The sequence below is a fragment of the Thioalkalivibrio sp. ALJ1 genome (genome assembly GCF_000745395.1).
Classification (GTDB): Bacteria; Pseudomonadota; Gammaproteobacteria; order Ectothiorhodospirales; family Ectothiorhodospiraceae; genus Thioalkalivibrio.
On the sequence record NZ_KN050684.1, the window covers coordinates 2,220,697 to 2,243,528 of the forward strand.

A 22,832-nucleotide genomic window follows, 5' to 3' on the forward strand; every position below is an offset into this window, starting at 1 on the left:
CGCCGTGTCCGTTCATACGATTGATTCTCAATCAAGTTTTCGGCCGCGAATTTACTCGAAACATGCGGTTTTCTGCGCACCCGCCTGCTAGGGCCTCACAGGGTCCCCTACGCCGCATCGCTCGGCAGCCGGCCCATCGCCTCCAGCTCTTTGCGCACGCCATGTACGCGCCGCTCGGAGAGTCCCACCAACAACGACACCGTGCGCACCGGAATCTTGTTGCGCAGGGCAATCTCGATCCGGTGCGTGGTCTGGTCCCGCAGTGGGGGGAGGCTCACGTTCCCGCCACCGAATGCCTCGGCCAGCTTCTCGACCGCCTCGTCATCCATCACGCTGCGCAGCCAGTGATGGGGGGGAGGGTTGGCCGGGACAAAGAACGTCATCCCGCCCCGGACAATCGCAAGCTGGTGAGCGGCCTGGAATCCGACCGCATCGGCGATCTGTTGGAGTACATGCTGCGTGCTCACGCGGCCACCTGAAGACCAGCCGCCCGCGCTTCCCCGCGGAGGGCGTCGGCTTCCTGCTGAAGCTGCTCAATCTTGCCGTCGATCTCAGCCAGCTCGGATTCCCGCACTTCGCCCTGGGGGGCGTCCTCGAGGCTGTCGGCAAGCTCTTTCACCCGGTCGAGGAGCATGTCGCCACAGGCCCACGCCAGCAGGCCCGTGATCGTCTCCGGGTTGATCTTGTAGTTCTCGCCCGCGTCGCTGTTGGCCCCGAAAAGCACACCGAACAGTTGGGCCGCATGGTTGCGGCTCACTGATTCCCGGAGCTGCATATTGGCGGCACCCTGCAGGTGCTCGGTGCGCGGCGGGCGCAACAGCTTGGCCGCCGCGAAGGCGTTGAGCCTTCCGAGCCCTTGCTCCCGCTGGCGGCGATCGAATTTCTCGGCCTCCGTTTGGATCGACTTCTCGGCAACCGAGATGATTTCGGCCTTCGTGGCGCGGCTGGTGTTAAGTTCTTGGCGCTGCTCCTGAAGGTCCGCGATCTCATCCCGCTTGGCCTTGATGGCCTGCGAAATCTTCTCCTGGAGTTGCTTACGGGAGCCCTGTAGGTCTTCCAGGGCGCTGGAAAAGCCCTGAACGTCGGAACGGGCGTCGGAAAGTTCTTTCTTGGCTGGCATGGCTGTTACCTCGCGGTCGCTTCGTTGATCAGGTACAGGGTCAGGTTCGTGACCGAGCACATGAGCTCGTGGTGGCCCTGGTCGTTTCGGCGCCACTCAAGCGGCGGCCCTTCACCCCGTCCGTGCTGGTCGGCCACTTCGGCCACGTCAAGGCCCAGTACAAGGCCGATCTCCGAGAGACCCAGCCACTGTTCGCCGGTCCCCCCGGTGAAGGCCAGGGGGGCGGTGGAGAGCTTCGCGAGGATCGACGCACGGGCCACCTTGCGAGCGGCCCGTGGGATCTTCACCCGCTCGGGGTTCTCCGCCTTGGGCTTTTTGCTCGGGCGGCCGCGGTTCTTCGTCAGGTACTGGCTGGCCGGCCCGGACGGGATCATGGGGTCACGCTTGGGCGTGAACGATCGGGGCTTGGGTCGGTTCATCGGGCGGGCTCCGGTGCTCGGTATTGGCGCGCGGCCATATAGGTGGCGAGGAAACGCATCTGCGCGTGAATCAGCGGGATGTTCATGCGTTGCAACCTCCGCGTTCTTTCAATACCTGCAGGCCGATCGCAGCGCCGCGCTTCACGTTCTCGACACGGGGGTCGAGGATCTGCCAGCGGCTGTCGCCAGCGGCCTTGAGTGCGTTCAGGTGGGTGCCCAGGTTGATCGCTTCGATGTAGCTGCCCAGGCACTTGTCCCGGTTGGTCAGTGCGGCATCGGCAACCAGCGCGCTCATCTTGGCCACCGCGGCCTCGACAATGGCGTCGTGGGCGGCCTCGAAGTCGGAGAAGGATTCGATCTTGGGGAACTGGGGCGGCTTACAGATGAAGTACCGCCGTCCGGCGTCCTCGCTGGAGAACATGCGGGCGGAGTCTTCGCGGAGCCGTTGCTCGAATTCGTCTTGGTCCATTGGAGCCCCCTATCTGATAGATATTGTCTATCGGGTTGGCTGGTATGTCAAGGTTCCGACTATCGCTAACAAAGCAAGTCATCGGCGGCCTGGTCGTAGTCCCATTCGTCCCCGTGAACCCGCTCGGCAACGTCCTCGTAGACGCGCTGAAGATGTCCGAGCTGTAGTCGATCGGCTACCGCCTCGCCTGCGTCGCGCAGCGCGAGGGAGATCAGGACGTAATCAGGATTAAGGTCGCCGCGTTTGGTGTTGCGGTCGATCTGTGTGGAAAGGGATTGCAGCTTGTTGGCTGTGTATGCCTTGAATGACTCGAATGGCAGTTGTTCCTTGCCAGCCAAATCGAGAAGTTTCGCGAGCTCAGTCCGTCGGTCTTTTTCGACCGACGCCGATTTATCGGTGATATCTTCTTTCGTTTCGAGAGAAACGCCGCTTCGGGGGATATCTTTAGGGTTTAACCCAATATCTTTGTTTGCGCTGTCGTACAAGTAACTGGCGGTAGATACTTGCGCTGTGGCGCAACCATCCGTCCGAGATACTTGCGCTGTGGTACAAGTATTTTTCTCATCATGAATCACCCGGTACTGCTTTCGGCGTCGGTCCTTTTGTTGCTCGACCACGATGTAACCCCAGGTGACTAGATCCTTGATCACCCGGGAAACATGGTCGGAACGCGTGTGCGCCATCTCTCCGATCTTCGCCTGTGTGGCGTAGCAGCCGGCCCCGTTTTTGCTGAACCGATCGAAGTACGACACGATGCCCAGGACCGCCATGTGGGATCGCGTCAAACGTTCATCGGCCAGCGCCCTAAGCGGCAATGCCGCAAAGGCGTACTTGGCCTTTTCGGTCATCTCAGGATCGCCCGCGCCCGGCGCCTTTCAGCGTCCGACAGCCAGTACAAATTCACGCGACACGGTAGCCCCTGGTATCCCGGCACAACGATCTTTCGGCGGTCGATCATCAGGCCGGTCTTCGTTGAGATAGTGCTGATGGTGCTATTCAGGCAGTGGTCGTGAAGTTCGCGCTCGGCCCGGAACCTGTGGATATGCTGGCCGTCGGCGAGTGCCTGTAGAACCCGCCGCCACTTTGATATAGGCTTGTGCTTGAGTGCCTGACCGTGCTCAGCCCCTGCGCCCCGTGCTGCCCCCTCGGCCGGGGCGTTTTCTTTGCGGGGCCTCATTGTTCACCCCCGTCGCGGCGAGCTAGGTGGAAGTCGTCCTCATCCACTAAGGACGCCACATCCTGATAAAGGCTGTCTGCGGCGTACTCGATCAACGCATAAAGGCCGTCGATTTCCGCCTCATTGAGCGCCCAACCTTCCCCACCTTCAAAATCATCGGCAGTGAGATATTTGCGCAGAATTCGCGCCCCGGTTGCGATGGCAACGGGTGCGCCGCGCAGGCTATCGCGCTTTGAATATGCGCGGCGTCCGATTTTCGAATAGTTTGGTTCGCTCATTGGATAACCCCCTTTCCCGCAATCTGGCGTGCGCCGCCATTGCGAATAAACTCAATCATGCGGTGTTCATCGACCATCACGCGGCGGCCAAAACGGACCACCGCGCCCGCGGCCTCGAGCTCGTCGCCTTTACGGAAGCGAAGGTGTCGGAGGCCGCCGACAGTGAATGCCGGGTGGGCCTCGGTGAACTGACTGAACGTCAGTAGGCGGGATGATGTTTCGTTTGCGCTCATTGGTGTCTGCCTCTTGTTGTGGTGATCCACATGGCAGACTTTGCGCGGGTGACAATTCGGTAAGTAGGCCCAAATAGACCGTCTATTTGTCCTTTTCTTGCTCCTTCCAATTTGGATGGTTGCGCTTGAGGCTCATATCCAGCCCTGCACGCTGGCACCCTTTCACAAGCGAATCGAACGTCTCGCCTGCCTGGCAATGCCGCTCCATCATCACAATTTGCGCTTCCTCCAGGGATAGCGGGTCCACTGGGCCACCGAGACCATCGGGTGGGATTCCGAATCGAAGCTCCCAATACTCATCCGCGATCTGATGCCAATTCTTCAAGGGGCGGGACGCGTTAACCAGTCCCAGTTCGCGGCCCGCTTGGCGCAACTTCACATCCGTCCTTCCTTCCCCTTCCATGATTTTCTGGGCCTTCAGGATCAGGCCAAGGATCTCATCCCTGTCTTTCTCGGCATAACCTAGATGGAGCTCGGTGATCTTTGATCGCTCGTAGGCCCGCATCAACTCGACCAAATCATCAATGCGAACGGATGTGACTTTGTGCCCGCAAGCAAGCGTCAATCCCCTGTCCCGCATCACCTGGCGGCCCACTTCAGCATTCGTCATGCCTGTATCCGGGTATGGGTCAGTGACGGTTTTCCCGATCGTCGCCAGGAGTCGATCCCAGGCTTCGCTATTCATCGCCCTGCCCCCCGATCGTGTCCGCCATCCGGCTTACCAGGTCCGTCGCGTGCTCGGGGCTCAGGTGTGAATACCGCATCAGGCTTTTCATATCCCGGTGGCCGGTGAGGCGGGCCACCTCGACGTGCGAGGCCCCGCTCATGGTCATCCACGACGCGAAGGTGTGCCGCAGGTCATGCCAGCGGAAATCGTCCAGCCCTGCGCGCCTCAGGGCCGTTTGCCAGGGGGTGCGCAGGTCGATCGGGTTGCGGGAGTTTTCGCGGCTCGGAAACACCAGGCCATCGCCGCCCTGTTCATCGGCCCATGCCTGCAGGACCTCGAGGGCCGGCCCGACGATGGGCACCAGGCGGGGCTCCCGGTTCTTGGTGACTTCGGCCAGCACATGGGCTGGCGGGATCGTGAACGCGGCTTGGCTGCCGATGTACACCACCGGCTTGTCGCCGAGGTTCACGCGGTCCCAGGTGAGCCCGAACAGCTCGGATCGGCGCAAGCCCGTGTACGCGGCCAGACGCACGGCCACCGGCAGCTCGGGGCTACGGGAACGGTCGACGGCTTCCAGCAGGGCCCGCAGCTCCTTCTGTGACAGAAATCGCGTGCGCTCGTCATCCGCGGAGGGCTTGGCCACCTCGCGCATCGGTGACGTCTTCAGGATGCGCTTGCGGGTCGCGAACTTGAACACCGATCCCAATGCCGAAAGGTACTTGCGGACGGTCGCTGTGCTGATCGTCCCCAGGTCACGACCGCCGGTCGATACCTTCCGGCGCTTCGCCAGGGCGTCGCGGGCCGCCTCAATTTGCTCGGCATGCAGATCCCGCAGCCGCAGGTGCCCCAGCTCTTCGCACCAGACCGCCAGCATGCCCGGCACAATCCGGCGCTGGTTCGGGGAGAGTGTCGCCAGGCCGTCCGGGGATTCCAGGAACTGCTCCACCAGGTCCGCGAAGGTCAGGCGCTCGCCGCGGGTCTCGGGCCGGAACTCGCCGCGCTCGATTGCCGCCTCGACTTCGCGTGCCCATCCCTTCGCGTCGGATTTGCGGACGAAGGTTCGCTTGGTGGGCTTGTGGCCCCTACGGCGAATGATCGCCTGCCAGCGGCCGGTCGGTGTCTGTATGATGGAAGCCACGGGCAACCCCTCTCCGGTTGCGCGTCACTGGGGGCGGATGTTGGCGCATCGCGCCCCCAACTTTCGCGGTGGTTGGTTGTGTGCGTCTGTGTTGTGCCGTGACTTGCAAGTGTTCCCGAATTTGTACCCGGACGCAACTATCGAACCCTAACCCACTGTTTTTGTGGAACCCATCCGCCCCCTCCTAAGGGGCAGGTCGCAGGTTCGAATCCTGCCGGGGACACCAACCTTTTCTGGGTCCGCATCCGTCTCGCGCTGGCGCCGCACCCGCATCGGTCGTAAGGTACGGCAATGGACATGCTGACGACCGAACAGTCCACTCGAATGATCGACATTCTCGCCCCGCTGATTGGCATTCAAGGTGAGGTCGACGGCTGCGTGGTGGAACTGGTCGAGGTGCTGGACGAAGGCCCGCGCGGGCTACCCGGGGTCGCCTTGATGAAAATGGGGGCTGAACGCAGCATCCAGGCCAATCAGTATGGCAATCCGCTCTGCCGCCATTCGGAGATCCGGACCCTGCCGATGTTGTCCGAAGTCGACCGTAACCTGCACCCGGTGCTCCGTCAGCTTCTGCCAGAGGACGTGGTCGCCGAACTGCGCGCGTTGCTTGAGGACTAAGTCTGTCCCTACGCCTCAGCATCCCTGTCTTGCACATTGCGGCATGCCTCCACACCCCGAATCATCGGCTCCAGATGCGGCCAGATCACGTCGAGAAGATACGGCTGTGCCTTTTCGCTGGGATGGATGCCATCATCCATTAACATTCCCTCCTTCAGTACGAAGTCGTCCAGAAAACCCGGTTCGAACACCAAGCCCCGATCCCGCGCCAAATCCGCATAAACGGCCTCGAAGCGTTCGGTGTACCGGCGCCCGTAGTTGGGCGGTATGCGAATCCCGAGCAATAAGGTTTCGGCGCCCGCTGCCTCGATGGCATCGACCATGCGCTCGAGATTCTCGCGCATTGTCTGTGGCGAAAGTCCGCGTAATCCGTCATTGCCGCCAAGGGCCAGGATCACCAGGTCCGGGGCCTCGCGCTCCAGTATCTCTGGCAAGCGGGTTCGTCCCCCGGCCGTCGTCTCACCGCTGATGGAGGCATTCACGACCTCCCACGAATGGGCGCGCCCATCCAACTGCTCTTCCAGCAGCGCGGGCCATCCGACCGCGTCCGACATGCCGTAGGCCGTGCTAAGGGAGTCGCCAAATACCAGGATACGTGGCGGATCCGTTGAACGATTTTCGCCCTGAGGGGAATTTGCGGCGGCAACAGGACTCCATAGCAACGCAACCAAGGCCATCACGGCCCACGCCATCACCAAGGGAACACGCAACATGGATGCATCCTCATCGTATGTACTGGAGGCTCGGGGCCTCGAACAGCGGATCAATGGGCCCAGCGGCCGCCTCGACATCCTGCGCGGCATATCCCTGGCGGTCCAGCCGGGCGAAACGGTCGCCATACTGGGTGCCTCGGGTTCCGGCAAGTCGACACTGCTCGGCTTACTTGCAGGTCTGGACGCTCCCAGTGCCGGAGAAGTTCGATTGCTTGGGCAAACCGTCAGCGAGCTGGACGAGGATGGGCGTGCCGCCCTGCGTGCTGGACGTGTCGGTTTCGTATTCCAGTCGTTCCAGCTACTGCCGGCATTGACCGCCATGGAGAACACCCTGCTGCCCCTGGAGCTCAATGCGGCCCATGCGAGCGAATGTCAGGACACCCTGAACCAATGGGCGGCACAGGCGCTGGACCGGGTCGGCCTAGCCGAGCGTGCGGATCACTACCCACACCAGCTCTCCGGCGGTGAGCAGCAGCGGGTGGCAATCGCGCGGGCGATCGTGGATCACCCTGCCGTCCTGTTTGCGGATGAACCCACCGGCAATTTGGACGGCCGCACCGGCCACCGCATTATCGAACTGCTGTTTGGCCTGGCGCGCCACCCCGGAGAAGCCGGTCCGGCGACTGCGCTGGTCCTGGTGACGCATGACCCGGAACTGGCGGATCAATGCGATCGAATCATCTCTATTCAGGACGGTGTCCTCGCATGACCGGCGCCCGAACCCCGCGCCGCAGCCCGCTACATGCCCTTTTTCGGTGGACGTGGCGGGAATGGCGCTCCGCCGAATTGCGGGTCCTCGCGGCAGCGCTCGTCGTTGCGGTGGCCGCCGTTGCGGCCGTTGGATTCTTTACCGATCGAGTGGATCGCGGCATGGCTCAGCAGGCCACCGCTTTGCTGGGCGGCGATATGGCCGTAGTCAGCGATAACCCACTGCCCGGCGAGTGGGCCAAGGAGGCGACCAACCGTGGTCTCGAAACCGCCCAAACCGCCTCGCTTCCCAGCGTGGTCTTTACCGAGGCTGACGCGTCGCGCCTGGCGGCATTGCGCGCGGTGGAGGCGACGTGGCCCCTGAAGGGTGAGGCCCGGATTCGGCCCGACCGGGAGTCCCCGGAGATCACGCGTGAACACGGTCCGGAGCCCGGAACCGCCTGGCTGGAACCGGCATTACTCGTGACCCTCGGGATCGAAATCGGTGACCGCATCGAGGTCGGTGATATCGATCTCGAAGTCACGGGCATCATCACCCACGAGCCGGATCGAGGCAGTAATCTTCTGGATATTGCGCCGCGGGTCATGCTCGCCTTCGAAGACCTTGAGGCTACCGGACTGGTTGGACCCGGCAGCCGCGTCCGTTATGAATTCTTTGCCGCCGGGTCTGGCGGTGAGATTGCATCGTTCCGTGGCTGGCTCGAGGAGCACCTGGATTCTGGTGAGCGCTTGCTGGGGCTGGAAGATGCCAACCCGGAGCTGCGTACGGCCGTCCAACGCGCCGAACGCTTTCTGGGGCTTGCGTCGCTGATGGCGGTACTGCTAGCCGGTGCCGCCATTGCGGTCGCCGCCCATCACTTTGCGCAACGACGGGCTGACCCAGCCGCGGTGATGCGGGCGCTCGGCGCCAGTGGACGCCAGGTCCTGCTGACCTATTTCGGGCGTGTCGTGGTGGTGGCGGTGCTGGCCTCCGCAGTAGGCCTGGCCATCGGCTTTGCTGCACAGTTTGTACTCGCATCGCTATTGGGGGGTTGGCTGGACGGCAATCTGCCGCCGCCGGGGGCGCGCCCGGTGATCGCCGGCCTCGGCGTCGGGCTCATTACCGCCGTGGGCTTTGCCCTGCCCGCCCTCTTGCGCATTGGACAGGTCTCCCCGCTGCGCGTGCTGCGCCGCGAGTTGGGCCTTCCCCCAACCTCGGTGTGGCTGTCCGGGGCGCTGGCCATCCTGGCCTTCGGCGGTCTGCTGTACTGGCAGGCGGCGGACCCACGCCTGGCCGCCTGGGTGTTGGTGGGTACGGCCATTGCGATCGCGGTGCTGGCCGTACTCGGAATGGGCCTGGTGCTCGCCCTGCGCCCTCTGCGCAACCGGGGTGGTATGGCATTGCGCTTTGGTCTGGCGAATCTTTCCCGGCGTGGTGGTCTGAGCGCGGTACAACTGGTCGCGTTCAGCATCGGCATCCTCGCGTTGCTCTTGCTGGCCATCGTACGGGTCGATCTGCTGGAGGCCTGGGATGCCAGCATTCCGGAGGATGCGCCAAATCAATTCTTCATCAATATCCAGCCGGGGCAAGAACAGGCCTTTGGCGATCGTGTTGAGGAGGCCGGACTCGAACGCCCGCAACTGGACCCGATGATCCGAGGGCGTCTGATCGAAATCAACGACGAACGCGTGCGTCCAGAGGACTACGACGATGATCGCGACAGAAGACTGGTCGACCGGGAGTTCAATCTATCCTATGCCGACACCCCACCCGAACATAACCGTGTGGTGGATGGATACTGGTTCGGGGAGGGCGAACAGGACCCTGATACCGGCTGGTCGGTGGAGTCCGGCTTGATGGAACGGTTCGATCTGTCCATTGGGGATTACCTGACCTTCCGGGTGGGAGGCCAGGCAATCCGAAGTCCCATTGTCAGTGTTCGCGAGGTGGACTGGGACAGCTTCCAGGTCAACTTCTTCGTGATTGGGCCCCCTGCCCTGCTGGACGAACAACCCAGGACGTTCATCACCGCGATGCATGTGCCCGAGGACCAGCGCTCCGCACAGAACCAGTGGCTGCGGGAATTCCCGGCGGTCTCGGCGATTGATGTCAGCGCCATACTGGCGCAGGTCCGCGACGTGATGGACCAGGCGACACGGGCAGTGGAATACGTCTTCCTGTTTACGCTGATCGCGGGATTGACTGTGCTCTATGCCGCCGTACAAGCCACCCGTGACGTGCGACGACGCGAGACCGCACTGCTGCGCACCCTGGGGGCTCGCCGTGACCATATCCGCAATGGTCTTCTGGCCGAGTTCGGCACGCTAGGGTTCTTGGCCGGGCTACTCGCCTCGATCATCGCCACCGCCGTCGGAGCCCTGCTCGCGTGGCAGGTGTTCGAGTTCGATTACAGCATGAACCCGCTAACCTTCTTCTACGGGATTGGCGGTGGCACCTTGGGAATCGCCCTGGCGGGCTGGCTAGGAACCCGTCGGGTCCTTGATCAGGCGCCACTGGCCGTGCTGCGCGGGCCGGAATAGGCGATGCGTACCCTTCCCGCATTCGCCCCGGCCCGCTCTAGCCGTACATGATGTCGACGTCGAGGAAACCGAACAGGACCAGCAGAGCCAGCGCCCAGAGGTAGAACGAGAAGACCTTCAGATTGGCTCGATACAGGAAGAACAGGACCATCTTCAGGGAGATGACCCCGACCACGGCCGACACGACAAACCCAACCGCCAGAACGGTCCAGTTCAGTTCGCCCAGGCCCTCCCCGTTCAGGACATCCAGCGATTGCACGGCGGTCGCCGCGAGAATGGTCGGGATCGCCAGGAAGAAGCTGTATTCGGCCGCCCAGCGCCGCTTCAGGCCCGAGAACAGGGCGAAGGTGATGGTCATGCCACTGCGGGACAGTCCCGGAATCAAGGCGAAACCCTGGGCGACGCCGATAATCATGGCAATTTTTGGGCTCAATTGGCGCAGGCCCAGCGGGCGCCGCTGGAGGCGGTCGGTCCACCACAAAAGAACCCCGGTCAGGCTAAGCGTTCCGGCAATCAGCGTCGGGTGCGCGAACACCTGCTCGAATCCAGCCTTCAGGGTGAAACCCACCACCGCCGTCGCGAACACCGAAAGCCCGCACAACAGGGCCAAGCGGAGAAAGAGCATCTCGCGTCCCGCTGAGCCCCGAGCGGACGCCCATTGCCAACTTTCGCGCGCAATCCCACCGGTCAGCCGGGTCAGGCTGTGCCGGAACACGAAGATAATCGAGACCAGCGTGCCCACGTGCACGACCAGGTCGAACAGAATCATCTCCGGGCTTTCCGGCGGCGGGAGCGGTTCGCCCTGGCGAATGAGCCAGTGCTGGGTCAGGACGAGGTGGGCCGTCGAACTGACGGGCAGGAACATAAATATGCCCTGCACGATCCCGAGCAGGGTGGCGACCCAGACTGTCATTGCAGGTGCAGCTCCGTAATCTCGAGGCGGGCCGCAGTATACGCAAACCGCTAATGCGACGCCGGAACCCGCGTCGCAACCCGACGCAGACGCGGATCAGACGCGAAACTGGGTCGTCAGGCCCCGCAAACGCTCGACCCGCCCGACCAGAGCATCCGTCTCGGTCGCAGTGGCTTCGGCATTGCTGGCGGTCACCTGCGCACCCTGGCTGACCTCAGTGAGCGTGCTATCCACCTCGCGCGCCACCTCCGCCTGCTGCGATACGGCGCCAGAAATCTCGTTGTTTAGATGACGGATGCGCTCCACCACGGAACGAATGGCCTGCAGGGCCTCACCGGCGCCGGCGGCCTCGTCGACACCCGCCACTCCACGCTCTCGGCTTCGTTCCATTGCGCTGGCAGCGGCGTGGGCCCCGGCCTGCAGGCGCTCGATCATGGCCTGAATCTCGGTGGTGGACTCCTGGGTGCGATTCGCAAGCGTACGCACTTCGTCCGCGACCACAGCGAATCCGCGGCCTTGCTCTCCCGCGCGTGCCGCTTCGATCGCGGCATTCAGGGCCAGGAGGTTAGTCTGTTCGGCAATCCCCCGGATCACGTCAAGGACAGAACCGATACGGTCGGACTCGGCCTGCAGGTTCGCCACTTGCTCGTTCGCCGTGCCGATCTCGTCCGCAAGCTCACGCATGGTGCGTACCGTCGAGTCCACCACATCGGAACCGGTACGGGTCTCGGATTCGGCCTGATCGGCCGCCTCCGATGCGGTGCGGGCGTTCCGTGCGAATTCTTCGGCCGAGGCCGTCATCTGGTTCATCGCGGTCGCAACCTGCCCCAGACGGGCCTGTTGTTGCTGCACCTCCTGGTTGGTCTCCTCCGCTACCCGGTGCAGCGTGCCCACGGAGTCGCCCAACTCACGGGCATGCTCGACCATCTCCGAGACCATGCGCTGCAGGCGCTCGATAAAGGCATTGAACAGCCGCGCAAGTCGGTCGATCCCGTCGTTGCGTGGCGCCGCGATCCTTTGACGCAGGTCACCCTCACCCTCTGATACCGACCCGAATTGGGTGGCCAGGCCCGCCAGGCGACGACGAATCATAAGTAGAAACAGGAGATAGACCACCACGATCACGCCGATCGCCACGCCCAACATCATCGCGTTGACCTGCCAGGCCGCCAGAGTCAGCAATCGCTCCACCTGCTCGGCCACATCGGCCTCCAACGGCGGGGAGGTGGGATGTCCCTGCATCACCCCAGCAAGGGTGTGTTCCATGCCGCTTTTTAGCTTGGCAGTGTGCCAAAACACGGCTGTGGCCGCGATCAGAAAGAAGACGCTGACGATGCCGCTCAATGCCAGCGAAAAGCGACCGGCGAGAGAAAGCCGGCTCAACCACCCAGTACCCTGCCATACCATCCCCTCTGTGTCCGTGATCGCGGCGGGCTCGGTCCCTCTAACGGCCTGGATGGGCCATTCTGAAGAGGCATCTTCAGGTGCGCTTCTCACGCCGCGTGAACGCACGACCTTGTGACGGGGGTCCGGAACCATTAAGGTTCTTGTAAATATACGTTCCAGCATATTCTTCAACTCTCACACTATCTGACGACGCCAAACCTATGCAGCTCACCCGCTACACCGACTTCTCCCTCCGCGTCCTGATGTACCTCACCGTGCAACCGCGTAACCAACGCGTGACCGTGAGCGACATCTCCGAGCAGTTCACGATCCCTCGCAATCACTTGGTCAAGATCGTCCATCAGCTTGGCCAGAAGGGGTACATCATTACGCGTCGCGGCAAAGGTGGAGGAATCTCGCTGGCCTGCGAGCCGGCCGAGATCAACGTCGGAAGCGTGGTGAAGGACATGGAGCCCAACCTGAACGTGGTGGAGTGCGAGAATCCGATCTGCCCGATTCTCCCCGGTTGCCAGCCGCGGGGCGTCCTGAACGACGCCCGCGATGCCTTCCTCGCCGTGCTGGAGGGGTATACAATCGCCGACGTCACGCAATCGCCTGATTACTTGTTCCAATTGCTCAATCCCGATAAGAGCGCCTGACAAACAAGCGAAAGCGCCATGGATCGGCCGCACTCAGCAACCTCCCCCACGCCAACCAGTGGCACCCGCCACGCCCTGGTGTTTGCGTCCATTGGTCTGCTCCTGTCGGGCGCGGCGATGGCCAATGCCCGCGTCAGTTGCCCTACCACGGCGGCCCCTCTCCAAGATCTCTCTGACCTACGCGATGGGATCGTTTCCGAAGGTGAACCCGTAGTAGCGGAAGGCATCGCTTCCGGCGTGTTCATGGACGAACACGAGCTGGGTGGCTTCTATCTCCAGCAAGCCACCGGGCAGGAGGCCACGGGATTGTTCGTCTACGCCCCCCGCCAGGTACCGGTGCGTCCGGGACAGCGGCTGCAGGTGCATGGCCAATTCAACCGCCATCACGAGCGCCCGCAGATCTCGCATGTGAACGCCGTCCATTCCTGTGGTTACGAAGGCCGGCCCGAACCGATTGAACTGCATTTGCCCGAGGATGCGCATCGCCTGGAGACCTTTTCGGACCTGAAGGTCCGTTTTCCGCAAACGCTGACGGTGACGTCCAATCGCGAATTGGCGCGCTACGGGACCCTTACGCTTGCCGCCGATGGCCGCCTGCGGCATCCGGGACAAACCGGCCAAGATCCTCGGCCATCCCATCGCAATCGGACCATTGAGCTGGACGACGGCAGCTATCGAGCGCAGCCGGATCCCATCCCCTATCTGGACAAGTACGGCACTCGCCGCACCGGCAGCACGGTCGAGGGCCTGACGGGCATCCTGACGCACGCCTTCGGCCGACATCGTATTCATCCCACCGCAACGCCCGCCTGGAACTCCGGCGAGCGCCCCGAGCCGCCCCCGGCACCCGCGCTGGACCGGCTGCGTGTCGCCACCGCCAACCTGGAGAACGACTTCGTGACGCTCGGTGAACGCGGTGCAAGCAACCCGTCCGAGCGTGAGCGCCAGACTGCCAAGTTGGATGCCCTGATTCATGCATTGAATGCGGACCTGCTGGCCGCAGTGGAACTGGAGAACGCCACCGCCGCCCGGGAAGGGCTCCTGGAGCGTTTGAACGCATCAACGCGTTCGCGCGGCGAATATTCGGCCATTGCCCACCCCGCTCCCGGGACGGATGCCATCAAGGTCGCGCTCCTCTATCGGCCCGAGCAAGTCCGGCTGCTTGATACAACCGCGGATGAGGACCCCGTCCATCACCGCCCGCCGTTGCTCGGCTGGTTCGAACATGCGGAAAGCGAACTGCGCTTTGGGGCAGTAGCCGTGCACTTCAAGGCCAAGAGCGGTTGCCCTGACTCGGGTGACATCGATCGTGGCCAGGGATGCTGGAATCTGCGCCGCACGGAACAGGCCGAACGGGTGATCCAATGGATCGAGGAACAACAACGCGGTGAATTTTCCGAAGTACCGGTCTTGATCCTGGGCGATCTCAACGCCTACGCCGCCGAAGACCCCTTACAAGTGCTGCATCGGGCGGGCAAACGGGATCTTGTTAACTCCGACCCCACACAAGCCTACAGCTATGTCTTCCGAGGCAAGGCCGGACAACTCGACTACCTACTGGGCCCAGCCCCGATGCACGAACGGGTACAGGACGGCGACACCTGGAGGGTGAACGCGGATGAACCGGTATTCCTGGGATTCGACGGCCGTCGTCCCGCGGACGGCCCCTGGCGGGCCTCGGACCACGACCCAGTGTGGGTCGACCTAAACCTGGACACAACACCCCGTCCCAACCCTTGATTTCCCTGCAAACGGCCACCGGTACCCGAACCCGGTCTCTCAACAGGGCGGCCTAGTCTCGATTGCTGGCGCTGGGCGTGTCCGTTACTTCAGGATCGGCCACTGCATCCGGCAACTCCACCTCGGGGACGTTATCCACGATTCGCACCGGCAGCGCACCGGCGGAAAGCCCGCCCAGTGTGCGCTGCGGAAACGGGATCTCGATACCGACCGCGTCGAGGGCCGCCTTCACATCCAGATGCATGGAATTGCGCAGGTCCAGAAACTTCTCCCGTCGTGCCCAGACCGAAAGTTGAATCTTCAACGCGGAGTCGCCGTATTCCAGGAAGATGAACAACGGTTTAGGCTCTTCCAGGCACACCGGGTTGCCTTCCGCGACCTCCATCAGAACATCCCGTAACTGCTTGAGATCAGTGTGATAGGCCACGCCAATCTGCATATCCAGGCGGCGAATCGGGAAACGGCTGAGGTTGGTGAGCTGGGACTTGACCAGGCTTTCGTTAGGCACGCGCACCATCAGGTTGTCGAAGGTGCGCAACTTCACCGACAGCGGATCTATCGACAACACCTCCCCGGTCGCATCCCCGACCTTGATGACATCCCCCACGGAAAACGGTCGTTCCCCGATCAGGAACAACCCGGAGATCAGGTTCGAGGCCGAAGTCTGGGATGCAAAGCCGAGTGCGACCGTGAGGATACCCGCGGCCCCCAGGAGCACCGTCAGATCGAAGCCCAACTCACGCATCGCCGAGGCCAGCACCAGCAGGACAATCAGATAGAAGCTGATGCGCCGCACCAGCATGATCTGCTGCGCGTCGAGTTTGTCCTCTAGCAAACGGCCCAGACCGCGCGACACCAGTCGTGCCACCAGGAGCCCCACCAGCAGGTAGACCACAGCCCTCAGCGTGGCAACAAAGGCCTCGCTAGTAACAAAGGCCTGGATGGTTTGCAGCCATTCGTTCATCGCGCCGAATGCTCCCTATTGGAACAGGGCGCTAAACGCCCGGACCATCAAGTGCCGCCCCCCGATCTCTCGGGGCTCGGCAATACGCTGGGCCCCGCTCGCCGCTGCGGGAGGGGTGGAGTCGATCTTCATCGCCGCCATGTCGCGGTCGGCTTCCCGCTCCATCCGGACCGCCGGTGTCCACAGCCGATTATGGTCGTCGGCATAGACCGACAACCGCGGCACCGGCAGATTGACCCGCTCCAGAAACAAGGCATCGGGCGCCTTGTTCACCACCGTCAGGGGCGTCACGACACGATGCGGCCGCTCGGGTACATCGGCCAGCTCAAGCCGGGCCTGGGTACGAGTCGCATAACAAAGCTCCCCATTCACGGTGCTTGGCCCGAACCACGTATCCGAGGGCGTGTAGACGGGAAATTCCTGCACCATGGCATCACCCAGATGCACTTGCACCCAGACGGGCGAGCTCAGGTAAAGCGTGACCTGCCCCTGCGCCGGAACGTAAAACGGATTCTGCGGCCGACTCACCATGGGCCGATCGGCCAGTGCCACTCGCAACTCCGGCTTCACATCGGCCGTGGCGCCCGCGAAGCGAAGCAAGTCCTTTGCATCGGCGGGGAACCCACCCGCGCACGGCACATCGACCGCGAGGGTCGCATCGGCCGGGTCACGAGGACGCTCCGTCACCATTTGCCACTCCTTTGGCCCATGGAGCAGCCACAAGTCCAGCGGCCCGATGGACCAGCGTCCGTGCTGACCTGAAGAAAGGGCCCGGCGCCCCCACCAAGCCACGCTGCGATTTTTAGCTATTGTCGTGTCCGGCATGACTCGTTCTTTGTTCGCGAGGTACTTACTGTAAACCAGATTGGCCGCAAGACGCTGCCGGTTAAGTCGAAATCGGCCCGCCCACGATCGGTCTCAGAATAGATCCATCTGGTTGTCGTCGCGTCTATTGGCCCTGTCGATGGGCGGCTCGAACTGGGTGCAGTCGAGCTCGACCAGGCGCCCGGCGAGACCGGCCCGCCGTCGTGCCAGCCGAAATCGTTGGCGCAGGACCTTGGCATAGGGACCACCGCCACGCATCCGGTGCCCGAAGGTCGAATCATACAGTTGGCCTCCGTGCGCCTCGCGCAGACGCTGCAGGATGTGCTCGGCCTTTAGCGGATAGTGGGTCCGCAACCAGTCCTCGAACACTGGTGCCACCTCGCGGGGCAGACGCAACAGGACATAGCCCGCGCCCACCGCGCCCGCCGCTGCCCCCGCATCCAGCAGCGTTTCCAGTTCACCATCGGTGAGCACCGGAATCAGGGGCGCGACCAGGAGGCTCACAGGCACTCCAGCTGCCGTCAGGCGTTCAATTGTCTGCAGGCGTCGCTGGGGCGCGGCTGCTCGCGGCTCAAGATGGCGCGAAAGCCCGCGGTCCAGCGTGGTTACCGAAATGGCCACCTGCGCCAGCCCGCGTTCGGCCATCGGCGCCAGCAGGTCGAGATCGCGCTCCACCAAGGCGGATTTCGTGACAATGGAAACCGGGTGCCTGGTGGCGGCCAGCACTTCGAGAATCTCTCGCGTGATCCGCCATTCGCGTTCGATGGGCTGGTAGGCATCCGTGTTAATCCCCAGTGCCAGGGGCGTTACACGGTGCGATGTCCGCGTCAACTCTCGCCGCAGACAGTCGGCGGCACCGACTTTTGCAAACAACCGGCTCTCGAAATCCAGACCGGGTGACAACCCCACATAGGCATGCGCAGGGCGCGCAAAGCAGTAGGAACATCCATGCTCACAGCCCCGATACGGGTTAAGCGAGAGTTCGAATGGGACATCCGGCGACTGATTCCACGACAGGACATTGCGCGGATGCTCGACCGTGACCTCTGTGCGCAGCGGTGTTGGGGCATCGTCGTCGCCTGCCCAGCCGTCGTCGAAGGCCTCGCGGCGGGTCGGTTCAAAGCGGGCATCTGGATTGATGGTCGCGCCCCGACCCCGGACCGGGCCGTGGAGCGGATTCATCATCGCTCGGGACCATCCATCCGTTCACACAGGGCTTGGAAATAGCCCGATTCGGAGATCATCCCGCGCCCTTCTTCGCTGCGATTCAGGCGATCCAGCAACAGACGCAGGCGGCGCGCCGCGTCATCATCCGCAGCCTGCAGGATGGCCTCAACCGAGGCCACCTCGCCTCGCAGGCGTACGGCCTCGGGTACGTAGCCAGCGTTCTTCATCACCCGATAGGCCATGCGCAGTTCTTTCGGCACTGCGCTATCGTCATCCAGCACCAGGGGCCGCCCGGCTCCGGGCAAGCCGTCAAACTCGCCGCGTTGCGCAGCGTTGGCCAATCGAGCCTCGATTTGTACCTCGGTCAGCAACATCCAGAGCGGTCCGTTTAGACTTCAGGTGTTCCCGGTCGCCGCAGGCACCATCCAAAGCGTCAAGGACAACAGGATCGCCGTCATGCTGACACCGATCAGTGGCAGCATCATGATTCCGGCGAGGGCCTCTCGGCGGAACAGGCGCATGGCCATGCCACCCAGCGTAAGCGCCCAACCCAGCGCTACGAAAAACGCCAGGGCGTTTAGTTCAGCCCGCCACAGCAGGATCAGCGCCACCGGGAGCCCCAGATTGAGGATGACCACCCCCATCTCCTGGCTACCCGCGGCGCGGCCCGCGGACAAGGCATAGGCATACGCCGCCCAGACCATCAGCAGGCCAAAGCCCAGCGCTCCGGCGGCCGGCGAACTCAGAGGCGCGCGCAGGATGGCGGCACCGGCCGGTTCCAGCCCGACGCCCAGTGCGACAATCAGTAGAGCCACGCCCAAGCTGATGGCCATCCAGAACCACAGGGTTCCGCGTTGCACATTGGGTTCGGTCATGTGTCCATCCTCTTGTTTCAATTCACTTGTCTATCTCTGCTGACCATCCATGGCGAACACGGTTCGTTCGCCCAGCTACCGGGCGAGCTGCCAACCGATCGACTCCCCCGCGCGTAACGGCACGCCGGGATCGTGCCCGAACAGGACGGCCTCGGGCACGGTCCAGGGCGCACGTTCCAGCGTTAGCGTGTCGGTGTTGCGCGGAAGGCGATAGAAGTCCGCGCCGAAGTGGCTGGCAAACCCTTCCAGGCGGTCCAGGGCGTTCGCGGCCGCGAACACCTCAGCATACAGCTCGATGGCTGCGTGGGCCGAATAGATGCCCGCACAACCACAGGCCGACTCCTTCGCGTGACGCGGATGCGGTGCGCTGTCGGTCCCCAGGAAGAAACGCGGGTGTCCACTGGTCGCTGCTTCCACCAGAGCCTTGCGATGGCGTTCACGCTTCAGGATCGGCAGGCAGAAGTGATGCGGGCGCATACCACCTGCAAACAGCGCATTGCGGTTGTATAGCAAATGTTGGGGCGTAATGGTGGATCCCACGTTCGCCGGCGAATCCTGGACGAACTGCACGGCCGATTCAGTGGTGATGTGCTCCAGCACAACCCGCAGGTCTGGAAAATCACGGATCAGGGGTTCCAGATGGCGGTCGATGAACACCGCCTCGCGATCGAAGATGTCCACATCCGGATCGGTCACCTCACCATGAACCAGCAAAGGCAGATCCAACCGTTGCATAGCCTCGAACACGGGGTAACAACGCCGGATATCGGTCACGCCACTGGCCGCATTGGTGGTGGCCCCAGCGGGGTACAACTTCACGCCATGAATAAAACCCGAGGCCTTCGCCGCCTCGATCGTCTCCGGCGTGGTGCCCTCGGTCAGGTACAGCGTCATCAATGGCTCGAAATCGGTCTCATCCGGCAGGGCCGCCAGGATCCGGTCGCGATAGTCCGCGGCCGCCTCCACCGTGGTCACGGGCGGCTTCAGGTTAGGCATGATGATCGCGCGGTGGAAGCGACGCGCGGTATCCGGCAACACCGACGCCAGCACATCCCCGTCGCGTAGGTGCAGGTGCCAATCGTCCGGTCGAGTAATCGTCAGTCGATTCATCCGTAATTCCTGTCGAAGTTGGCGGTGCCCAGCAATAAGGGTTCAGGTTCAGGATAGCGCGCGGCGAAGATCCGCCTCGGACCCGCCATCCACCGACACGGTCTTGATGCGCGGCGGCGCACCGGCCACGAGCTGGATGGCCGTCTTGGAAGTTCCCAGTTCGCTTGCCAGCCGCTCAACACTGCCTGATTGGCACGACCTTTCTCCGGTGGAGCCTGCGCCTGCCGCTTAAGCGCCTCCCCCATCCAGGCACCGATCGCGTTGCGCTTGAAACCCGGTGCGGCCTTCAGTTTCAGACATGCCAACGGACCACCTGGATCATTCGGCCGGGCGTGTGGCCGTATAAGCGCTGAACACGCCGAGCTGGACGTCGCGCTGGACATCCTCAAAGCCGACCGCGCGCAGGGTGTCCTGGATCTCCTCCGGCGGCACGCACTGATCAATCGTGTCCCAGAAATAGCGCATCAGCAGGTGCCCGTCCGGATCTCGAGTCAGGACCTTGCCTACGAACGGGACAAAGTCACGAAAGTAAAAACGCGCGAGCGCAAACTGGCGCTTGGTCCGTGGGCGCGAGACTTCCAGGATCGTGCAGCGACCACCGGGCTTCAACACCCGGAAGTATTCGCTGAACAACTCGTGCAGATCGCGCACGTGGCGCAGCCCGTAGCCCATGTATAGCCGGTCGAATTCGCGTTCTGGCAAGGGCATTTGCTCGCCCAGACTCTGGATGAAGGTGGCATCCATCTTGGTGCGGGCGATATCCATCATGCCGCGACTGGGATCCACACAGGTCAGATGATCGTCGCCGACGACCTTGCGGATCTCCTGCGCCACCGGCCCGGTCCCGGTGGCTACATCCAGCACCTTCATCCCGTCCTTCAACCCGGATTTCTTCAGCACAAAGCGACGGTAGGCCTGCCCCGTACCAAAGAAACCGACGCGCAGGATTCGATCGTAGTAAGGCGCGGTACGGTCGAACAGGTCGTCGACGTACGCGCGACGACTCTCCTCGTCCCCGTAGTAATCCTTCAGGACCGGATGTGGCTTCTTCGTCGATTGCGGCATTCCATATGCTCCCAGGCTTGGGACCGGTTATTGCGGCCCCAGCGGCGCGCACAACCCATCCGACATCAATGTTTGAGGGGACTGCGGCGCTTCAGGGCGACGCCAGTGGTTCCGGACGATGCTCGGAGTAAAGGCCCTCGATCTCGACCAGCAATTCTTCTCGGCAGATATCGCCATGCAACAACAGGCACGGTACGTCATGACCGAGACGGGTACGCAGGTGGCGCTCGGCGGCAGGCGCATCTTTGGCATGACGCAGATAAACCTTGAGCATCGAGAGCGCTTTCGGCCCTTCGACGCCGACAGGATGGTGCGTCGCAGCCTGCTCCAACAGCACCCCGATATTGCGCAGACTTTCATCAATCTGCGCCTCTAGATCGCCAGCATGACGGCTCTCATGTCCTACGATACTCGCCGTGCCCGAGATGAACAGTTCGGCCGACTCGGGACCCGACTGCCATAGGCTGGCACGCGCGAATGACGGGCTGCGCGGACCATACTGTCGCGGATAGCGGTAGGCGCTCACCTGGCGCGGGTTCTCGATGCGAGCCGCCGCCTCCTGAGTGGCAATGAAGTAGATCAGCAGACCGTCGGCATGCGTACCGATGGCGGTCGCCGCTGGGAGATTTCGTTCGTACTCCGGTATAGACTCGAACACCCGTGCACGGCCGCTGCAGAATCCTCGATACCGTTCCTGTTCGGCGACCGGTTCATTGATCGCGGGAAAGTAGTTCCAGACCCGCACCAGGTGCTCGAAGCCCAACGCCTGGCAACCTGCCAGAATCTCTTGGTAGGCGCGCTCGGTCAGAGGTTCGGGGTCGGTCGTGGCATCCAGGGCATGAAACCAACATCCAATCAGGCACCCCCCGCTTCGGAGGTAGGTCAGCGCACCGACCTCCCCCGTCTCGCAAGCGGCCCCGTCCGGTAGTGACCAGCATTCCAACCACTCGGTATCACGCCCCAACGGCTGCAACCCAACTTGAATCTCTATCCGCTCGGGTAGGCACTCGACACTACTGGCCGCCCCAAACCGTATGACCACGGATGCCGTAGCCGATTCCGGAGAATCGTCTCGGCAATACGTCACCTTCAACGGGCTGGTTACGGTGGGTTCGCTCATTCCGTGGCGCCAGGGGCATCCATTCCGACCAAAACAGCCGCGAAGTCTACCAATCTCCTGCGCCGGAGACACGGGCCCCGTTCATGACACCTCTCAGGGGCTGGCAAGTGAGAGCCCCGCTTCCTGCAAGAACGTGCGAAGTCCCTCGATGTAGGCCTCGCCAGTGGCTAAAAACCCGTCGTTGTGACCACCCTGCATCTCCAGTACCCGGGCATCCGGCGCTACAGCCTGCAGCCTTTCGGTGTGACTGAAGGGGACAATCTCGTCTTCTCTACTGTGGGCCAGAAGAATGGGTGCCTTGATCCTTTCCACACGGTCCAGGGCGTCGTACTGGTGACGCAGCAACGCCCGAACGGGTAGCCAGGGGTAGTGGCGGGCACCCAGGTCCGCCGCTGAGGTAAACGCGGATTCCAGGATCACCGCACCCGGCTGCACCTCCGTCGCCAGGTCCGCCGCTACAGCCGCACCCAGCGAGCGCCCGAACAGGACTACCGCCTCAGACGGGAATGCGCGTTCCTCTACCAGGTAGCGCCAGGCTGCACGCGCATCGGCATAGGTCCCCTGCTCATCAGGGCGCCCGGCACTTCGCCCATAGCCGCGATAATCGATAATCAATACCGCCATGCCCAGCTCGTGGAACTGCTGCAGCGAGTGCAGCCGATGCCCGATATTGCCGGCGTTGCCATGCAGGAAAAGCAGTACCGGCGAATCATCATTGGGCCCGGGCAGGAACCAGCCATGAAGGCGCACACCATCCTCCGCAGTGAGGTGAACATCTTCATAGTCCAGCCCCACGCGCTCGGGTGTACCGGAAATCGTGCTGGAGGGCATATACACCAGGCGGTCCTGGGTCACGAACATCAGCCCGACCACCAGGGCGTAGCCTAGCCCCAAGAGCAGCAGAATCTTGAACAGATTGACCATACCCCGATCCTGACCGCCGCCATT

The 22,832-nt window shown here is 62.8% G+C and carries 26 protein-coding genes, 1 tRNA gene and 1 pseudogene; 6 read left to right on the top strand and 22 right to left on the bottom strand.

The annotated features are described in order from the left end of the window. Positions 1–107: 107 nt before the first annotated feature. The 9 genes from F462_RS12770 to F462_RS12815 all read right to left on the bottom strand — a co-directional run bounded on the left by F462_RS12770 (position 108) and on the right by F462_RS12815 (position 5,501). On the bottom strand, positions 108–467 hold the full coding sequence (locus F462_RS12770) for a hypothetical protein (protein WP_038054731.1): 360 nt from the start codon (positions 465–467) through the stop codon (positions 108–110). Continuing rightward, complete coding sequence (locus F462_RS12775) at positions 464–1,120, bottom strand: hypothetical protein (RefSeq protein WP_038054733.1); 657 nt, start codon at positions 1,118–1,120, stop codon at positions 464–466. Before F462_RS12775 ends, F462_RS12770 begins: the two co-directional genes overlap by 4 nt. Positions 1,121–1,125: 5 nt before the next feature. Beyond that, the gene (locus F462_RS12780) at positions 1,126–1,539 is read right to left on the bottom strand and encodes a hypothetical protein (protein WP_038054735.1); all 414 of its coding nucleotides are present in this window, start codon (positions 1,537–1,539) and stop codon (positions 1,126–1,128) included. An 82-nt stretch (positions 1,540–1,621) separates the two neighbouring features. Continuing rightward, on the bottom strand, positions 1,622–2,008 hold the full coding sequence (locus F462_RS12785) for a hypothetical protein (RefSeq protein WP_038054736.1): 387 nt from the start codon (positions 2,006–2,008) through the stop codon (positions 1,622–1,624). Positions 2,009–2,073: 65 nt separating this feature from the next. Then, on the bottom strand, positions 2,074–2,856 hold the full coding sequence (locus F462_RS12790) for a MarR family transcriptional regulator (protein ID WP_038054738.1): 783 nt from the start codon (positions 2,854–2,856) through the stop codon (positions 2,074–2,076). Between the two features lie 325 nt (positions 2,857–3,181). Then, positions 3,182–3,463, bottom strand: a complete 282-nt coding sequence (locus tag F462_RS12800) for a hypothetical protein (RefSeq protein ID WP_038054741.1) — start codon at positions 3,461–3,463, stop codon at positions 3,182–3,184. Further along, positions 3,460–3,696 (bottom strand): hypothetical protein, encoded by a 237-nt coding sequence (locus F462_RS12805; RefSeq protein ID WP_038054743.1) that lies wholly within the window; start codon positions 3,694–3,696, stop codon positions 3,460–3,462. The genes F462_RS12800 and F462_RS12805 overlap by 4 nt, the downstream gene beginning before the upstream one ends. 82 nt (positions 3,697–3,778) lie before the next feature. Next, positions 3,779–4,381 (bottom strand): hypothetical protein, encoded by a 603-nt coding sequence (locus tag F462_RS12810; RefSeq protein WP_156100410.1) that lies wholly within the window; start codon positions 4,379–4,381, stop codon positions 3,779–3,781. Continuing rightward, positions 4,374–5,501: a tyrosine-type recombinase/integrase gene (locus tag F462_RS12815; RefSeq protein ID WP_051918131.1), complete on the bottom strand. Its 1,128-nt coding sequence runs from the start codon at positions 5,499–5,501 to the stop codon at positions 4,374–4,376. Before F462_RS12815 ends, F462_RS12810 begins: the two co-directional genes overlap by 8 nt. 111 nt (positions 5,502–5,612) lie before the next feature. On the opposite strand from F462_RS12815, the gene F462_RS13685 reads away from it, so the two are divergent. Then, positions 5,613–5,727 (top strand) — tRNA-OTHER (locus F462_RS13685). Positions 5,728–5,792: 65 nt separating this feature from the next. Beyond that, positions 5,793–6,119 carry a hypothetical protein gene (locus tag F462_RS12825; protein WP_038054748.1) on the top strand — a complete coding sequence of 109 codons (327 nt, stop codon included), beginning with the start codon at positions 5,793–5,795 and terminating at the stop codon, positions 6,117–6,119. 8 nt (positions 6,120–6,127) lie between these two features. On the opposite strand, the gene F462_RS12830 is transcribed toward F462_RS12825, so the two are convergent. Then, the gene (locus F462_RS12830) at positions 6,128–6,832 is read right to left on the bottom strand and encodes an arylesterase (RefSeq protein ID WP_038054749.1); all 705 of its coding nucleotides are present in this window, start codon (positions 6,830–6,832) and stop codon (positions 6,128–6,130) included. Here F462_RS12830 and F462_RS12835 point away from each other — a divergent pair. After that, positions 6,831–7,541 carry an ABC transporter ATP-binding protein gene (locus F462_RS12835; RefSeq protein ID WP_038054751.1) on the top strand — a complete coding sequence of 237 codons (711 nt, stop codon included), beginning with the start codon at positions 6,831–6,833 and terminating at the stop codon, positions 7,539–7,541. The genes F462_RS12830 and F462_RS12835 overlap by 2 nt on opposite strands. Next, positions 7,538–10,060: an ABC transporter permease gene (locus tag F462_RS12840; RefSeq protein WP_038054753.1), complete on the top strand. Its 2,523-nt coding sequence runs from the start codon at positions 7,538–7,540 to the stop codon at positions 10,058–10,060. Before F462_RS12835 ends, F462_RS12840 begins: the two co-directional genes overlap by 4 nt. Positions 10,061–10,097: 37 nt before the next feature. Here the strand turns inward: F462_RS12840 and F462_RS12845 are convergent, their stop codons facing one another. After that, positions 10,098–10,973 (bottom strand): undecaprenyl-diphosphate phosphatase, encoded by an 876-nt coding sequence (locus tag F462_RS12845; protein WP_018140062.1) that lies wholly within the window; start codon positions 10,971–10,973, stop codon positions 10,098–10,100. Between the two features lie 96 nt (positions 10,974–11,069). After that, the gene (locus F462_RS12850; RefSeq protein WP_038054754.1) at positions 11,070–12,380 is read right to left on the bottom strand and encodes a methyl-accepting chemotaxis protein; all 1,311 of its coding nucleotides are present in this window, start codon (positions 12,378–12,380) and stop codon (positions 11,070–11,072) included. 200 nt (positions 12,381–12,580) lie between these two features. Here F462_RS12850 and F462_RS12855 point away from each other — a divergent pair, with 200 nt between their 5' ends. After that, positions 12,581–13,018: an Rrf2 family transcriptional regulator gene (locus F462_RS12855; protein ID WP_038054755.1), complete on the top strand. Its 438-nt coding sequence runs from the start codon at positions 12,581–12,583 to the stop codon at positions 13,016–13,018. Between the two features lie 18 nt (positions 13,019–13,036). Next, positions 13,037–14,758: an ExeM/NucH family extracellular endonuclease gene (locus F462_RS12860; RefSeq protein ID WP_038054756.1), complete on the top strand. Its 1,722-nt coding sequence runs from the start codon at positions 13,037–13,039 to the stop codon at positions 14,756–14,758. 52 nt (positions 14,759–14,810) lie between these two features. Here the strand turns inward: F462_RS12860 and F462_RS12865 are convergent, their stop codons facing one another. The 10 genes and pseudogenes from F462_RS12865 to F462_RS12905 all read right to left on the bottom strand — a co-directional run bounded on the left by F462_RS12865 (position 14,811) and on the right by F462_RS12905 (position 22,808). After that, positions 14,811–15,722, bottom strand: a complete 912-nt coding sequence (locus F462_RS12865; RefSeq protein ID WP_038054757.1) for a mechanosensitive ion channel family protein — start codon at positions 15,720–15,722, stop codon at positions 14,811–14,813. A 15-nt stretch (positions 15,723–15,737) separates the two neighbouring features. Then, the gene (locus F462_RS12870; protein ID WP_051918132.1) at positions 15,738–16,547 is read right to left on the bottom strand and encodes a hypothetical protein; all 810 of its coding nucleotides are present in this window, start codon (positions 16,545–16,547) and stop codon (positions 15,738–15,740) included. 93 nt (positions 16,548–16,640) lie between these two features. Further along, positions 16,641–17,729, bottom strand: coding sequence for a PA0069 family radical SAM protein (locus F462_RS12875; protein ID WP_038054758.1), 1,089 nt, complete (start codon positions 17,727–17,729; stop codon positions 16,641–16,643). Further along, positions 17,729–18,088 (bottom strand): DnaJ family domain-containing protein, encoded by a 360-nt coding sequence (locus F462_RS12880; RefSeq protein WP_038054760.1) that lies wholly within the window; start codon positions 18,086–18,088, stop codon positions 17,729–17,731. The genes F462_RS12875 and F462_RS12880 overlap by 1 nt, the downstream gene beginning before the upstream one ends. Before the next feature lie 21 nt (positions 18,089–18,109). Then, positions 18,110–18,589: a hypothetical protein gene (locus F462_RS12885; protein WP_018140054.1), complete on the bottom strand. Its 480-nt coding sequence runs from the start codon at positions 18,587–18,589 to the stop codon at positions 18,110–18,112. A 75-nt stretch (positions 18,590–18,664) separates the two neighbouring features. Further along, complete coding sequence (gene pyrC, locus F462_RS12890; protein WP_038054762.1) at positions 18,665–19,699, bottom strand: dihydroorotase; 1,035 nt, start codon at positions 19,697–19,699, stop codon at positions 18,665–18,667. Positions 19,700–19,747: 48 nt separating this feature from the next. Then, a pseudogene (locus tag F462_RS14005) lies at positions 19,748–20,004 on the bottom strand (DUF167 domain-containing protein). A 13-nt stretch (positions 20,005–20,017) separates the two neighbouring features. Then, entirely contained in the window at positions 20,018–20,764 is a 747-nt protein-coding gene (locus tag F462_RS12895; protein ID WP_038054764.1) for a class I SAM-dependent methyltransferase, read from the bottom strand. 91 nt (positions 20,765–20,855) lie between these two features. Further along, a complete protein-coding gene (locus F462_RS12900; RefSeq protein WP_038054767.1) occupies positions 20,856–21,884 on the bottom strand; it encodes a chorismate transformation FkbO/Hyg5 family protein in 1,029 nt (342 codons plus the stop codon). Between the two features lie 93 nt (positions 21,885–21,977). Then, positions 21,978–22,808 (bottom strand): alpha/beta hydrolase, encoded by an 831-nt coding sequence (locus F462_RS12905; RefSeq protein ID WP_038054769.1) that lies wholly within the window; start codon positions 22,806–22,808, stop codon positions 21,978–21,980. Positions 22,809–22,832 lie beyond the last annotated feature (24 nt).

Coding starts and splice junctions, on each gene's coding strand:
- F462_RS12775 (WP_038054733.1), bottom strand. CDS start 1,120: ATGCCAGCCAAGAAAGAACTTTCCGACGCCCGTTCCGACGTTCAGGGC.
- F462_RS12780 (WP_038054735.1), bottom strand. CDS start 1,539: ATGAACCGACCCAAGCCCCGATCGTTCACGCCCAAGCGTGACCCCATG.
- F462_RS12785 (WP_038054736.1), bottom strand. CDS start 2,008: ATGGACCAAGACGAATTCGAGCAACGGCTCCGCGAAGACTCCGCCCGC.
- F462_RS12790 (WP_038054738.1), bottom strand. CDS start 2,856: ATGACCGAAAAGGCCAAGTACGCCTTTGCGGCATTGCCGCTTAGGGCG.
- F462_RS12800 (WP_038054741.1), bottom strand. CDS start 3,463: ATGAGCGAACCAAACTATTCGAAAATCGGACGCCGCGCATATTCAAAG.
- F462_RS12805 (WP_038054743.1), bottom strand. CDS start 3,696: ATGAGCGCAAACGAAACATCATCCCGCCTACTGACGTTCAGTCAGTTC.
- F462_RS12810 (WP_156100410.1), bottom strand. CDS start 4,381: ATGAATAGCGAAGCCTGGGATCGACTCCTGGCGACGATCGGGAAAACC.
- F462_RS12825 (WP_038054748.1), top strand. CDS start 5,793: ATGGACATGCTGACGACCGAACAGTCCACTCGAATGATCGACATTCTC.
- F462_RS12835 (WP_038054751.1), top strand. CDS start 6,831: ATGGATGCATCCTCATCGTATGTACTGGAGGCTCGGGGCCTCGAACAG.
- F462_RS12830 (WP_038054749.1), bottom strand. CDS start 6,832: ATGTTGCGTGTTCCCTTGGTGATGGCGTGGGCCGTGATGGCCTTGGTT.
- F462_RS12840 (WP_038054753.1), top strand. CDS start 7,538: ATGACCGGCGCCCGAACCCCGCGCCGCAGCCCGCTACATGCCCTTTTT.
- F462_RS12845 (WP_018140062.1), bottom strand. CDS start 10,973: ATGACAGTCTGGGTCGCCACCCTGCTCGGGATCGTGCAGGGCATATTT.
- F462_RS12850 (WP_038054754.1), bottom strand. CDS start 12,380: ATGGTATGGCAGGGTACTGGGTGGTTGAGCCGGCTTTCTCTCGCCGGT.
- F462_RS12855 (WP_038054755.1), top strand. CDS start 12,581: ATGCAGCTCACCCGCTACACCGACTTCTCCCTCCGCGTCCTGATGTAC.
- F462_RS12860 (WP_038054756.1), top strand. CDS start 13,037: ATGGATCGGCCGCACTCAGCAACCTCCCCCACGCCAACCAGTGGCACC.
- F462_RS12865 (WP_038054757.1), bottom strand. CDS start 15,722: ATGAACGAATGGCTGCAAACCATCCAGGCCTTTGTTACTAGCGAGGCC.
- F462_RS12870 (WP_051918132.1), bottom strand. CDS start 16,547: ATGCCGGACACGACAATAGCTAAAAATCGCAGCGTGGCTTGGTGGGGG.
- F462_RS12875 (WP_038054758.1), bottom strand. CDS start 17,729: ATGAATCCGCTCCACGGCCCGGTCCGGGGTCGGGGCGCGACCATCAAT.
- F462_RS12880 (WP_038054760.1), bottom strand. CDS start 18,088: ATGTTGCTGACCGAGGTACAAATCGAGGCTCGATTGGCCAACGCTGCG.
- F462_RS12885 (WP_018140054.1), bottom strand. CDS start 18,589: ATGACCGAACCCAATGTGCAACGCGGAACCCTGTGGTTCTGGATGGCC.
- pyrC (WP_038054762.1), bottom strand. CDS start 19,699: ATGAATCGACTGACGATTACTCGACCGGACGATTGGCACCTGCACCTA.
- F462_RS12895 (WP_038054764.1), bottom strand. CDS start 20,764: ATGCCGCAATCGACGAAGAAGCCACATCCGGTCCTGAAGGATTACTAC.
- F462_RS12900 (WP_038054767.1), bottom strand. CDS start 21,884: ATGAGCGAACCCACCGTAACCAGCCCGTTGAAGGTGACGTATTGCCGA.
- F462_RS12905 (WP_038054769.1), bottom strand. CDS start 22,808: ATGGTCAATCTGTTCAAGATTCTGCTGCTCTTGGGGCTAGGCTACGCC.